This is a genomic window from Pseudomonas sp. Mb7, from assembly GCF_054790525.1.
On the sequence record NZ_CP186501.1, the window covers coordinates 1,586,974 to 1,599,831 of the forward strand.

Below are 12,858 nucleotides of genomic sequence, written 5' to 3' on the forward strand. Positions count from 1 at the left end.
TGAGTAGGAGCGAGAACCGTGTACAGCAACCATCACGCCAAGCGACTGGTATCCCTCAAGGGGGAAATCATAAAGATCAATGCAGACATCCAGAATCTGCGTGCCGACCTCGAATGGTTCGAGCGATTCGACCAGGAGAGCAACCATAGCAGGCTCGCTCAGGTGCAACGGGAAACTCTCGCCGCGCGGGAGCAGCTTGCCAGGGTCGAACAGAGCATCAAGGCCAGCCGCGCTGAGCTGAACAGCGCCAAAGGCGTTGCCGAGGCGGGCTGGTCGCCGTTGCACTGGTTTTCCAGTGAACGGCGCGTGGCTGAGCGCCAGGTCAGCACCCTGCAGAAGCGGCTGGCGCAGTTCAAGAGCCGGCAAGAGGGCTTGGTATCCGGGCTCCGCGAAAGCGAACGGGAGCAGCTGCGCTTGAGCGCCAATTCGCGGCGATACCAGGGCTTCGATTCATTGCAGGCCAAGGCCACCATCACGCAACTGGACAACGACGTGCAACGCCTGCAGGGCGTCGCCGACGAAGTCAGAAAGGCCAGCGCCCACTGGGAGGCGGTGGCCGGAGAGGTGTATCGCAATTGGAAAACTACTCATGACCAGTTGCGGGCGACGGAGCGGGACATCATCGATGCCGAATGCTTCATCAACCAGTTGGACAATGCGCAAAGCTCATTCGATAAAAGGATGGCCCATGACGAATGTGAAAACCGCTTTGGTGTCGGGCAACGCAGTCCGGATAGGGTGTTGAAGGATCGGCAATTCCACCAGCGCAAACTGGAACGGGAAGAGGAAAAACGCAAGCGCCGCCTGCGCGACACCATTCGCCTGCTGGAAAACGAAATCCGCAACTTGGTGGTAGATGGCAATAATCTTTGCTACCTGAACGAAGCGGGCGGAAAACGGCGCTTCATCGGTCTGGAGGTGCTCAAGACACTTGTGCCTCACCTGGCCGCGACTTATGGCGTGACTTTGGTCTTCGATCCGGGCATCCGCCGCCAGCTCGATATGAGCGACAACGCACTCCAAGCGATGTTTCCGCAGGCCCGGGTACTGGTTATGCCGCCCACCCTCACCGCCGACCATCCGGTGCTGGCCGCCGCGGAGTTCGATGTCGAGACCTATGTGATCAGCAACGACCACTACAGCGATTACCCGGACATGGCTGCGGTCCGAGAGGATCGGGTACTGCATACAGTGGTCCATCGCGACTCCGTGCAGATCCCGCAACTGCAGGTATTGCAGCCTTACTGATGCCCCACGCGACCGGTGACTACCGGTCATGTGCAACCCACGCCTGTGCGCTCGTGCAGGCTAGCAACGAGTCAAGAAAGATGGATCTGAAAGGCCACCTGCTGTACATCGATATCACCCAAATTTGCGGCATCGGTTGCGCGTTCTGCATGTACGCCGACAAGCACAAGACGGGGATGAGCATGGAGTTATCGAGCCTCGCCCGGGAGAACCTGGCGGCGCTGATCAACGCCCCCGACGTCAAGCGCATCTCCATCAGCGGAGAGGGCGAACCCCTCAACAACGGCAGAGTCTTCCACGAGATTCTTGAGCTTTCCCAGGGCGGCAAGCGTTTCGAGTTCATCACAAGCGGCTTCTTTCCCCACGAGAAGATGGCGGAATTCTATGACACCACCAATCGCATCGTGGTCAGTCGGGGCGACACCTGCAATATCAGGCTGAGCTCGGACAGCCACCATATCGAAAAGGTGAAATGGCGGGCTCATGGCTTCAGCCTGGATTACCTGCGACGAAACAAACCGGCCGGGCTGAGCTTTTCGTTTCGCTCGATCGACACTGATCGGGAGTTCACCCGCGACTACCTCCGGGAGGAACTGGCGCGCTGGGGCCTCGACGCCGGGATCGTCGCGGGCAATGCCCTGGAAGATACGCTGGTGGTCGGCGAGGAACGGTTCGGTATCGACTACAAGAACCTCGTCCACCCAGCGGCCGACACGCCACCAGGTTACCTGGATCTGCATGGCTACATCGACGCGATCGAAGCCCGGGTCAACAAGCGCTTCACCCTCGGCAGCCTCAACCCGCCTCCCCACGCCAACGGCATGGACCTGACGGTGAAACCTAATGGTGACGTCTACCTGTACGGCATCGAGTACCAACGCCTGGGCAATATTCACTTTGACCGGATTGGCTGGGAGCGACTGGCCAGCCATGTACGCGACACGCCCCTGGTCCGCGCCCTTTACAGCCAACCGCTGAGGGACCTGCTGGCGCGTCTCGACGACCTCGAACTGGTGCACAAGATCCTGCGCAAGGCGAATAACCCCTACTGGCTGGTCAAGGAACTGGCTAATCACGATGGTCTGTTAGAACGAATGGTGCCGGCATGATCGACTCCCACACCCATACCTTTTATTCCAAGCATGCCGTCGGTACGGTGGATGAGTTGGTGCGGGCGTCAATCGCCGCCGGAGTGAAGATCCTCACCATCACCGACCACGCGCCGTTCCCGGTGGACAGCGACAATCGCCTGTTGGAGGCGGAACTGGAGCGCTATTTCGCCGAGATTGAGCGGGCACGACAGGAGCACCAGGGGAAGATCAAGATCCTACGCGGACTGGAGTTCGACTACTTGCCGGGTGCGGATGCCTACAACCGCGAGATGCTGGCCCGGTACGAGCTGGATTTCGCCATCGGCTCGATCCACTACGTCGAGTTGCCGGGCGAGACCATGGCTAAGGTTTGGGAGTTGGCCCGGCTGTCCGCCCCAGCCTTTCTCGACCGTTATTTCGCCCATCTGCAAGCCTTGCTGGAGTGCGGGCTGTTCGACGCAGTCGGGCACGCCGACACGCTGCTGCGCGGCGTGGCGGAAGACGTAGTGCTGCGCCGGATGGAACCGCTGCTGCCGCTGTTCGCCCGCAATGGTGTGGCCTACGAACTGAATGCCTCGGGCATTCGCAAGTCGAGCCTGTTGCCCGGTTCGACTCGTGAGGTTCAGGGTGTCTGGAGCTATCCATCACGCACCCTGCTGCCCCAACTGATCGCCCACGGCGCGGCCTTCACCATAGGTTCAGACGCCCACGATCCGCTGGACGCGGGGGCAGGCATCCGCACTTTGGTCGACGAACTGCAACCGCTGGGCCTGGACCGGATCAGCTACTTCGAAGGGCGTCGACGCGTCGACATGCCCCTAGACTTCTTCAGCCTGTCGTCTGGCACCGATACAAGGATTGTCCCGTGAACTCCCGATCGAATGACTGGAAACTACTCGCCAAGGCGCCTGTCGACGAACAGCTGGCGCGCTTTCGCGAGGCCGTGGCCCGGCCGCAGGCGGAGGACGTGAAAGGAGGTCTGCGCGCGTTCGCTGGCGGCTTGCTTGCGCAAGACCTGATCGATATGAACAGCTATGTCGCGGTGCTCGGTGGTCATGCCCTGAACTGTCTGACGCCCGACGGCACCAACGGATTCCGCGACATGAGCAGTGGCGCAAGCGCCTCCGCGCTGACAGCCATCTACAGCCGTGCCAAGTATGGCAGCCAGAAGGACATCCGTTTTCTCGCCGGCCTGGTGATCAACTACCTGGAGCGGCAGCTGGATGACCCGGCATCGCACTGGGCACGGCTGTTCACCAGCGCGCGGGAACTCAACGACAATGTGGTGCTGATGACCACTGGCTGGCGCAACGTGCCTTCGACGGCCAACGTGCTCTACGACGTCGTGGTTGAGGAGATAAACGTCAAGCTCGCCCATATGGGCCTGCCCACCCTGATCAACGTCAAGCTGCCGCGCATCGCCCCTCCTTGCGAGAACTACGCGAGCCTGAGTACTGAAGAGCGCGAGCGGGTCAATCTTGTCCAGGACCATGTGATACCCGCGGAGAACTTCTATCGCTGGAGCGGTGTGCACGTCATCTTCGGCGACGATGTGCTGGTGACGGGGTCGACTGCCGACAAGGTGTTGCGTGAGTCCCTGCTAGCCGGTGCCCGCTCGTTCCAGGCGATCTACCCGGTTGCCATCGATCCGCGGGTCGCCCTGGCGGATGCCACCGTCGAGGAGCGCCTGAACATGGTGGAAATCAGCCATCAGCTGGACGACACATTGGCCAAACTGCTTGGAGCCGTGGATTACCAACCCATCCTGCGCACGTTGCGTCTACTGTTTTCGACGAACAACTACCAAGCCTTGCCGTCATTCCTGGCGCGAGTGCCGGCGGCCAATTGGTTGCGGCTGTACAAGGCGGCTCTCGGAAACGAGTTCCTGCGCCAGGCCGAATGCATACCCTCGCTGACGCTGCTGCGGCATTACCTGGAGGACCATGGGCTGCTTGGTAGTAGCGGCGTGAAGGCAAAGAGGGCCCCGTTGTGCGTGTGAACTACGTGAGCTACTGGGAAACGGCGGCGGGGCAGAGCATGCCGCCGTGGATCGCCTTGGCCCTGGTCTCCATGCAGCGGGCGCTGGGGGACCATTTCACCCTGCTAACCCCGGACAGCCTGGAGCATTGCATAGATGCTTCTATCCTCGGCAAGGTTTGGCGCTTCGAGCCGCTGACCTTCAACATGGACAAGGGGATCGAGGCGATCGTCGCCAGGAGCGACTTCATCCGCATGGCCTACGTGCATCGCCATGGCGGCGCATGGATCGACGCGGACAGCATCCTACTGCGCGACCCGACCTCGCTGCTGTTCCCGACGGGACTCGACGAGCGGCTGCACTGGCACAGCGAATGCCTATTCGCCTCACTGCCGGGAAATGTCCATCTCGCCGAGGCACTGGCGACCGGGCTGGCCGTCGAGGCACATGCCTGGGGCAATCCGGGGGGGATCAAGGAGATAGTTGCCAGGTTGCCGTACCAGCAGGTGCTAATTTCGCCCTCGGTATGCGACCCGGGTTTTCGACCGCTGTACAACTTCGACAGTTGCGCGGTGATGAGGCGCACGGACATTGACGTGAGCGATTTCCTGCTGCGCGACGTGAGCCTGCTGAAGCTGTACAACACCTGGTTCAAGCGGACAGCGACACGCGATGAGTCGGTGGCCGAGTTCCTCGACGAGGAAACTCTGCTGTCACGCATCTTCCTGCATATCGAACCCGACCGTGGTTATTGGCTGGGGGAGTGTGAGCGCTTAATCGAACGCTGCGGCTGAGGGTTCAGGCCAGATCCACCGCATGCGCCGGCAGGTGCACGCGGCAACGTTTGGCCCCGTTTAGCTCCAAGCGAGTCGCGATCACCTCGTGCACTGTCGGGGTCCGCCGGTGTGGCGAGCCATGGGCGACATATAGCCAGGCCGGCACGCGGTGGGCAAGGTGGTCGAATTCCAACTCGATGCGCAATAGGTCGAACACCTCTTTGGTACGTCCTCTCGGAGTCCAAGCCAGCGGCGCGCTGCGGTGATGAGGATGGATCAAACGCAACGGTCGTGACAGTTGCAGGTTCAGCGTGCCCGGATGGCACTCGGCGACTTCAGGAAAAGACCGGCTGATCAAGGGCAGCTGGCGGGCTAGGGTGCCAGTGGCCACGCCCAGGCCGGAAACGATATGCGCATCCACTGCGAGAGTCGCAGCGATCGACTCTTGCAGCAGTTCGGCGACGGGTTGAATCACGTCGACATCAGTGAATTCGTTCATGTTTTTCCTGCCGGTGTGCGGGTACTGACGTGGTCCCTGGCGACTAAACACAACCCGGGTATGGGGGGAAAGCGGCGGCAGCCAGGGATTGGAAGAGTTGCTGGCCGGATAGATCGCGACCAATGCCGCCTTCAGTCCGACGGCCATGTGCACGATGGCAGTATCGACACTGACAACCACTCTGGCCCGCTGGATGGAACCCGCGACCGCGCGGGGCGTATCCAGTTCGACCAGTGTCCGGACGTTGCTGCGGGCGATGGCGTGTCCGAGCTGCAGTGCCTCGGCACGGCTGGCGGGACTGCACAGAATGCCAATATGGTGCTGCGGCCAGACATCCGCCAGGGCACGGACCAGCGAGAGCGCTCTGGCGAACCCAAGGCTTTTATCAGGTCGGCTGGCATAGGGGTTGACCAGGATGTGCGCGACGTTGTCGTCCTGTCGTTCGGGAAGCGGGACGATATAGTCGCGGTTGATACGGGTCGCACCGAGGTCGAGCAGGACCCGGGTATAGCGCTCGACCACGTTGAGCTGCGCGGCTGCTTCACCAAGCTTGCCGCTGACGCAGTGCAAGGCATCATCCAGCGAGTAGACCCGGGCGGGCTTAAGTAAGCGGATGAACAGCATCTCGATGGGTTGGATACGGCCAACTAGGTGGACAAACACATCGACCGATCCCAATTCCCGTACCAGTGGGCCCAGCCCGGTCAGCGTGGGTGCGCAAGCGACAGAGATGACCCGGTCGACGCCGAAATCGAGCCGATGCAGGTCGACCAGCTCCGGTACGGTGAGCACGGTGACCCGGGCACCGAGCTTGTGCGCTTCGCGAAAGAAGAATGAAGAAACGATCGCGTCGCCCAGTTTGGCGTCCCAGCGGGGAAGCACGATATGCAGGGGTTGGGCAAGGTCGCGAGGTGCCAGCTGGCGGTCCACCAGGCAGCGCATCAACAGGCGCGCCATAGACTTCCGATGGTTTTGCAAAATCGGCATCAGTTCGCACTTTCCGGAATAGCTGGCGATGATATCTATGGCACGGGGCCGTTACCAGTATTGGCCTAAGGCGCGTGACATATGGCGACGAGACAGGTGCCCGCGTACCAACTGCCAAAATATATTCACTACGATGTTAGTGCCTAAGCTTAGCTGCGTTATCAGGGAAGAACTCAAAGCTGCTGGCTTCGCTGATACAGCTCAGTGACCCAAGGCGAGTGATTAGCTTTCTGAAAAACCAAACAGAGCTCTTTTCGAGGCCGCGTTACGCCGACATAGAACAGACGTCTAGCTTCGCGCATGCCTCGTTCTGACTTAGCGTCGCGCCAGTTGGGGAAGTCTTGAGCATTGATACCAAACATGATGACCGCGTCAAACTCGCGACCTTTGGCGCTATGTAAGGTACTCAAGGTCACTCGGCCAGAGCCATCTATCCGTCCCGCAAAAACATTGAGGGGCATATCAAGCTTCGACGCCGGGTCTGTCCGCACTAACAACTCAGAACAGACTTCCCATTCCTGATGAGTGTTTCGGGCAATTTTCTGCCAAGGCTCAATCAGCTCGCGGCAAAAGCGTGTCAACCAAGCATGGGCGGTTTCCTCTCGATCGATTCCGCTACGCAAGAAGCTGATCAAATGGTGGGTTATAGCCAGTTCTTCATCCGCGCTAACTCGCCCACCATACACAATCGCGAGAGCTTGGCCGAGTAACCGGTGATAGGTCGGCGAAGCGTCACGCCAACCTCCAGTGACCCACCGGCTACAAGCTTCGACGAATCGGGCAAGACGGGAATTGCGCCTCACCAGCGCGTTACCATCAGTACGCAGAATGGCGATATCTGTATCCTTAAGTGCATTGGCAACCTTATCTCCGAGCCATGCAGCGCGATACAGAATTGCAATTTGATCGGGCTGGAACTCTCGGTCAAGCAGTGAGGGCAGGACTGCCTGAGCGATGTGTAGAGCCTGCTCATCATGGTCGCCGTCTACCGCCCAGAATCCAAGTTCTCCATCGGGGGCACGCTCCACACCACGGTAGTCGCGCTCTTCGCCAAGTGCCCCTAAGGAGGCTCTGATGATTTTCGCACCAGATCGATAGTTGAAGCGCAGACGGATCGTTTTAATTTCGTCGCGCGCGATGAGACTTTGCAGCAAGCCTGGGTTGGCGCCGTTAAAGCCATAGATCGACTGATCAGCATCGCCAACTGCAAAGAGTCGGATTCCGCTCTCAAAACAGAGCAGGAGCACCAGTTCATGAAGTGCATGCCCCAGATCCTGATATTCATCGACAAAAAGGATGGGGAACCGAGCGCTTAGAGCGTTACGAATCCAATTGTGGTCCTTGATCATTCGGAAGGCGAGGAGTGGCATATCATCAAAGTCGATCAGCGCCTCGCAACGCAGTTCCGCCTCGTAAGCCTCGATAAAAGATGCAAGCTCTGGATTCTGTCCCTGCCAAGCTGGCAGAGTACGATCAACGTCTCGACGTCGCTTCTCCTCGGCAAGGCGCCAACGGTCCTGTGCATTGCCCATTTCGCCGAACACCGACTTGTATGCGGTTTCGACTGCAGCACGGCACTCGGTATTCGTAGCAACTCGGAAGCCGTCAGGGAGGAGATGAGGAATGCAGCGAGCATAGGGAGTAAGAACTTGAGTGAGCGCGAAGCTGTGGACAGTGCCGATGAAGCTGCGGTCGCTGTTAGCAACGCCAAATCTAGCTAAACGCTCCTCGAGCTCCGTAGCGCACTCATTGTTATACGTAATGCAGGCAACTCCACGCGGATCGACAACATCGTCCATCAGGGCACGTGCCATTGCGGTAGTCAGCGTCTTCGTTTTCCCGCTTCCTGGGCCAGCCAGGACAACGCAATGACCGCATTCAATGGCTGCATCATATTGTTCGCTATTGGGCTTGAGCTCTGCCAGCGCTTGTTCCAACGCGAACCTACTAGACATGGGACGCCAAGAACTTAATAGCCGAAGTGATATAGTCGGGCGGAGTGAGCCCTGTCAGTTTGCTCGCGAGCTTTGCACTCAACCGGCCTTTGCCGATGTCAGAAATCATTGCAAGCAGTTGAGTAGGATCGACGGGAGTGCCCGTACGCCAAGCCTTAATACGCGACGAGCGGACAGATCCGAATCCCTGCTCGTCAAGAATGTCCAGCAGCGCCCCTTGGAGGCCAGGTGTATTTGCCACCGCTACTTCGAAGGTCTGATCGTTCAGAAAGATGCCGAACGACGCCCAAGCCTTACTGAAGCTATCGAAGTCAGCTGTTTCACACCAAGTGCGGTTCTCGGGTGTCAATTGGCGCGCACCAACGGCAACCGCGCAGTAGGCGTCCCAAATACCTACCGTCCTCGCTTTGCCGAGCGGAGGTTTTGTGCCGTCTAGCGGATCCCAATCAGTGATGACCGCGAAAGGCATACCGAGACTACCTGCCAGCTTCACGTAGGGAGCGAAATTCACGCCCGCCACGTTGCAAACGGTGATGCCAAGTTGGTCCAGGTTGTACCCCAGCGCATCGGCGAAGCCGGGGAGCAATGCTTCTTCCGCGTCGCCTTCGACGAAAATCACACTTCTTGCGAAGAGCAACTCAGACCGTGTAGCAGTGAGATACCGCTCGATATCGTCGAGTTCGTCAGCTGTCACCGGCAGCGCAGCAAGAGAGTAAGCCTTAGACAAACCATCTGGCGTTCGCCGCAGGGTTACGATTGAACGCAACGGCGCGATTGCGGCCAGAGTCGGAGAGTGGCTGGTCACGATCAAAGCCTGCGCGGCGTCAGGGTTATTGAAGAGCTTCTCAAAGACCGCCCTCTGCAACTGGGGATGGAGGTGGGCCTCAGGTTCCTCAATGCAAAGCAGCGAATAGTTCCGTTCATTCTTCGTGCGACGCCAAGCAAACTCAGCCAGCTTCAGAGCTATCAGCGCAACGTTCGCTGAACCAAGGCTGGCCTCCGCGATACCGCGCTTACCGTCGTCGATGAACATGGCGATAGAGCGAATGAGCCGGAGCGGGTCGGCGGGCGCGAAACGTAGCCTTGCGTTGAGATCATGCGCGTTACCAGCCAAATTGAGAATGCCACTCCGTAAAGAACTCTCCAGAGCTTTTACGGATGGGATGCTCTCCATCTTTGCTGTAGCCGCCTCTAAATCATTTGCAACGCTATCCAGCTCGGCCCGGCTGACTGAAGCAAATGAGTCCTCAAGCAAAGGCCGGAGTGGGGAGTGTCGCCAGGAAGCGAGCTGTCCTTCGGCGTCGCGCAAGGCATCCAGCATGTCAATTGCAATACGACGGCGTACTCGGCTGGGAATGCTGCGGGACTCATCACCCCCGCCGAAGACAATGAACTCACAATCCTCGCTGGATTGTAGTCCGCCAGTAACATCGGCTTTTTTGCGGTAGACATAGCTCAGCCGTGCAACCGTTGGATTGCCTGAAGTGCGGAAGTCAGTGAGCAAAGCAACGAGCATGGGGTCGCTATCGAAATCAGCAAAATCTAGATGCACTTCGATCTGAGGGTTTGCTGCCAAATCGCTACCGTCCGAAAAATCAGACAGTCTCAACTGCCGCAGCGAATCAGGAAGGGCGGGATCAAGCACAAGGCGAATGGCAAGTAGCAGGTTGCTTTTGCCAACACGATTCTCGCCGAGCAACACAATGTTGCCAGCAAGCGGGATATCGACTGATAAAAAATTGCGGAAGTTGCGAATGCTCAGGTTTGCCAGGCGCATGAAACTCCCTCTCGCATGCGGATCGCGTATTTCGGCTTCACAGCTGTCATCTCGAATCACCTTACGACAGTTAGGCAAGGAGCTGGCGAGGATGACCTAGGATGGCCATTGGCCTACATCCTAATTCCTATACCTACGAGCTGTCTGCCAGATTTTGCTCTGAATTAGTAAATACCACCTAGCCGCTCTTGGCCGTTCACTACCGGTTATGGTTGCTATGGGAGGGGTAGATCAAATCCGTTGCAAATGGCTGGTTAGCGTTGCTGAGCATTGTCAGCTTATAAAAGAACTGGCGGCCGCTGAAGTGCAGCGTCTGGCTGATCTGAGAGCCATTCCAGGACGATGATCTGATGCCATCCTATACTCCGATCCTCAGGATCGGGGGTGTAGGATGGGAAGTCTTTCACGCGTGCTCGCAGTCGTATCCGCGGCGCTAATGCTGACGGCATGTTTTGACCCCCGCTTTTCTGGCACTTACGTTGCCACTCGCTCATCAGGAGTGGAACTCTTGGAGCTCACCCAGTCTCAAGGTAGTGAAATCGTCGGTAGCCTTCGGTCCATTGAGCTCTCGTCCACTGGCGAGGTCAGTACGTTGATGGCCAACGTGAGAGGAGTCGTTGATGGAGAAAGACTGACGTTAGCGATCTCTACACCTATGAACTCGCCTGAGCAGAACTATAGCGGTGTACTGTCAGATAAAGGCCTGGATCTCAATCTATCAGGCGATGCGGGCCTGGTATCCAAGGTTCATTTCACCCGAGACAGTGTCGAGAACTTTAATGCTGAATCGCAGAGGCTTGCGCAAACTGGTCAGGTGATCAAAGCCGAGAAGTTGAAAGGCGCACGAGTAGACGCTTTGAATCGGTCTGCGTCTGCCCTCGAAGCCTCGTTAGATGCCTATGTGAAGAGAGCAAACAAGCAGATCAACGACACGCCTCGTTTCGTGACTTACTTTATTCAGGCAAGCAAAGAAATCGGCGCCAAGCTTCAGCAGGCACAGAGGCTTGCAACTGGGAATGACCAGCAGCGACTTCAAGCAGAAGGTTTGCTTGTTCAGATCGAAGGCTCTGAGCCCAGTATTCGAAATACAAGCGAGTCGATCGATGGCGCCATTGAAGACATGGTTCGAGAGGCGGCCTCACTCAGCGCTCGGATGACTGCTTTTAGGGGAATCTGCCTAGGTGACGCGTCCTCAGTGCATCCAGGTGACATCATTCCTGATATGGGGCCATGCAAAAGTCTGACGGCCGCAGTTTCACGTTTTGAAGCGGTGAGGGGAGCGGTTCATGAGTGCCATGAGCGCTTTCAAAAAGTGAAGGCGGCAGCAATTGCACAGCTAGAGGCTGCCTGGCGTGCGGCAGGTGGTGCTCAGTGAGCATGGGAAACTCATCACGCAGCTCTAGCCCATGGTTATAACTAATGAAGGTGGAGTCCCCCTTTTGTGACCAAGCCTCTGCGCGACAGCTATCGCAGCGTCCAGCCACTTACCTCGTGCTTATGCATAAGCCTGAAGCGCTCTGCCTTTTCCTCGGGCTCAGTCATCGCCATCGCCAGGTAAAGGCACGGCGGTACCGCCCGAAAAAGCACCTCGTTGGACTTCGAAAGGATGACCCCCCTCCGTGAATTTGCCCGATTCCTTACGAGCTGAGAGCATCAGCGCTTTTTGAGCATCGTTGAGTTCGCGGAACCGCGCGATTTTATTGACCTCATCGGCCGGCCGAGCATCTGATCTCGCTCAGCGATGTTGTTGACCGTGTTGATCAACGAGATGTAAGCGATGGAGAGTTGAGCGTTGTAGCCTTACCTTCACCGTTAGGCCCACGAACTTAGCCTGTGAAATCGGTCGCCCAGCCGCGATAGCCGCTACCGAGCGCCCAGGCGGCGAAGACTAAGGCACTGGCCAGAACCAAACCGATGAATAACGTGGTGCTTTGTTGCGGTGTAAACCCGCCCATGGCTTGAAAGGCAGCGAGCTGCTGTTGGCTCATGCTCATGGATGTGATGCGCTTGACTGGGCGTTGTGACCGGTCAACTCAGGCGGGTCACGAGGCTGAGCGCGAGAGGGCGTGAGGTACCCATTGATGCCCTGGCGCTTCAGATCGATGTCAGCCGACAGGCGCCGCGGGTAATCGAAGCTATAGTGGGCACTTGGATCGATCACAGACGCGTCGCGCGATGCTGCAAGGCGGCTCAGTTGAGGAAGGATCAAGCTAAGTTGTTGTTGCTCATCGCTGTCAGCATTGGCAAAAGCAGAAGCGGCCGCGGACAATGTCAGAAGAGCCGATAACCCGAGAGAGGAGGGGAAGAGCATCAGTGGCATCCATGCGTAGAGACGAAGCAAAATTCTCTCGCACAGTGAATTGTATGACAGCAGGAAAACTGGATCTGGGAGAAGTACTTTTTTGCCGTGAGAGTATCTTTACTGAAATACAGCAGAATTTTTAGATTTGTATTCAGCTTCCAGTGCCTTATGCTTCAGGCTATGTAGATAAAGGTCGGTCAAATGAGTGCGGTTACGCTATCAACTAAAATGCATACGAGACAATC

General features: G+C 57.8%; 11 protein-coding genes and 1 pseudogene. 6 read left to right on the forward strand and 6 right to left on the reverse strand.

The window, feature by feature from the left end:
* Positions 1-18 precede the first annotated feature (18 nt).
* The 5 genes from ACOYXH_RS07335 to ACOYXH_RS07355 all read left to right on the forward strand — a co-directional run bounded on the left by ACOYXH_RS07335 (position 19) and on the right by ACOYXH_RS07355 (position 5,111).
* Entirely contained in the window at positions 19-1,248 is a 1,230-nt protein-coding gene (locus ACOYXH_RS07335) for a hypothetical protein (RefSeq protein WP_460063880.1), read from the forward strand.
* A gap of 80 nt (positions 1,249-1,328) precedes the next feature.
* The gene (locus ACOYXH_RS07340; protein ID WP_460063882.1) at positions 1,329-2,357 is read left to right on the forward strand and encodes a radical SAM protein; all 1,029 of its coding nucleotides are present in this window, start codon (positions 1,329-1,331) and stop codon (positions 2,355-2,357) included.
* Entirely contained in the window at positions 2,354-3,208 is an 855-nt protein-coding gene (locus ACOYXH_RS07345; protein ID WP_460063884.1) for a histidinol-phosphatase, read from the forward strand. Before ACOYXH_RS07340 ends, ACOYXH_RS07345 begins: the two co-directional genes overlap by 4 nt.
* Positions 3,205-4,338 carry a hypothetical protein gene (locus tag ACOYXH_RS07350; protein WP_460063886.1) on the forward strand — a complete coding sequence of 378 codons (1,134 nt, stop codon included), beginning with the start codon at positions 3,205-3,207 and terminating at the stop codon, positions 4,336-4,338. The genes ACOYXH_RS07345 and ACOYXH_RS07350 overlap by 4 nt, the downstream gene beginning before the upstream one ends.
* Positions 4,329-5,111, forward strand: a complete 783-nt coding sequence (locus tag ACOYXH_RS07355; RefSeq protein ID WP_259173524.1) for a glycosyltransferase — start codon at positions 4,329-4,331, stop codon at positions 5,109-5,111. Before ACOYXH_RS07350 ends, ACOYXH_RS07355 begins: the two co-directional genes overlap by 10 nt.
* A 4-nt stretch (positions 5,112-5,115) precedes the next feature.
* Here ACOYXH_RS07355 and ACOYXH_RS07360 read toward each other — a convergent pair whose 3' ends face one another.
* The 3 genes from ACOYXH_RS07360 to ACOYXH_RS07370 all read right to left on the reverse strand — a co-directional run bounded on the left by ACOYXH_RS07360 (position 5,116) and on the right by ACOYXH_RS07370 (position 10,311).
* Positions 5,116-6,579 carry a glycosyltransferase family 9 protein gene (locus ACOYXH_RS07360; protein ID WP_460410460.1) on the reverse strand — a complete coding sequence of 488 codons (1,464 nt, stop codon included), beginning with the start codon at positions 6,577-6,579 and terminating at the stop codon, positions 5,116-5,118.
* Between the two features lie 173 nt (positions 6,580-6,752).
* Entirely contained in the window at positions 6,753-8,516 is a 1,764-nt protein-coding gene (locus tag ACOYXH_RS07365) for an ATP-dependent helicase (protein ID WP_460063893.1), read from the reverse strand.
* A gap of 10 nt (positions 8,517-8,526) precedes the next feature.
* Positions 8,527-10,311 carry an AAA family ATPase gene (locus ACOYXH_RS07370; protein ID WP_460063895.1) on the reverse strand — a complete coding sequence of 595 codons (1,785 nt, stop codon included), beginning with the start codon at positions 10,309-10,311 and terminating at the stop codon, positions 8,527-8,529.
* A 508-nt stretch (positions 10,312-10,819) separates the two neighbouring features.
* On the opposite strand from ACOYXH_RS07370, the gene ACOYXH_RS07375 reads away from it, so the two are divergent.
* Entirely contained in the window at positions 10,820-11,686 is an 867-nt protein-coding gene (locus ACOYXH_RS07375) for a hypothetical protein (protein ID WP_460063898.1), read from the forward strand.
* Between the two features lie 24 nt (positions 11,687-11,710).
* Here the strand turns inward: ACOYXH_RS07375 and ACOYXH_RS07380 are convergent.
* The 3 genes and pseudogenes from ACOYXH_RS07380 to ACOYXH_RS07390 all read right to left on the reverse strand — a co-directional run.
* A pseudogene (locus ACOYXH_RS07380) lies at positions 11,711-12,111 on the reverse strand (hypothetical protein); the annotation flags it as partial.
* Between the two features lie 26 nt (positions 12,112-12,137).
* Positions 12,138-12,305, reverse strand: coding sequence for a TIGR03758 family integrating conjugative element protein (locus ACOYXH_RS07385; protein ID WP_460063901.1), 168 nt, complete (start codon positions 12,303-12,305; stop codon positions 12,138-12,140).
* On the reverse strand, positions 12,302-12,622 hold the full coding sequence (locus ACOYXH_RS07390) for an integrative conjugative element protein, RAQPRD family (RefSeq protein ID WP_460063903.1): 321 nt from the start codon (positions 12,620-12,622) through the stop codon (positions 12,302-12,304). The genes ACOYXH_RS07385 and ACOYXH_RS07390 overlap by 4 nt, the downstream gene beginning before the upstream one ends.
* Between the last annotated feature and the right edge of the window lie 236 nt (positions 12,623-12,858).

What these genes read in the sequence shown, in the direction of transcription:
- ACOYXH_RS07385 (WP_460063901.1), bottom strand. Translation starts at nt 12,305, where the DNA reads ATGAGCATGAGCCAACAGCAGCTCGCTGCCTTTCAAGCCATGGGCGGG.
- ACOYXH_RS07370 (WP_460063895.1), bottom strand. Translation starts at nt 10,311, where the DNA reads ATGCGCCTGGCAAACCTGAGCATTCGCAACTTCCGCAATTTTTTATCA.
- ACOYXH_RS07345 (WP_460063884.1), top strand. Translation starts at nt 2,354, where the DNA reads ATGATCGACTCCCACACCCATACCTTTTATTCCAAGCATGCCGTCGGT.
- ACOYXH_RS07340 (WP_460063882.1), top strand. Translation starts at nt 1,329, where the DNA reads ATGGATCTGAAAGGCCACCTGCTGTACATCGATATCACCCAAATTTGC.
- ACOYXH_RS07390 (WP_460063903.1), bottom strand. Translation starts at nt 12,622, where the DNA reads ATGCTCTTCCCCTCCTCTCTCGGGTTATCGGCTCTTCTGACATTGTCC.
- ACOYXH_RS07360 (WP_460410460.1), bottom strand. Translation starts at nt 6,579, where the DNA reads ATGCCGATTTTGCAAAACCATCGGAAGTCTATGGCGCGCCTGTTGATG.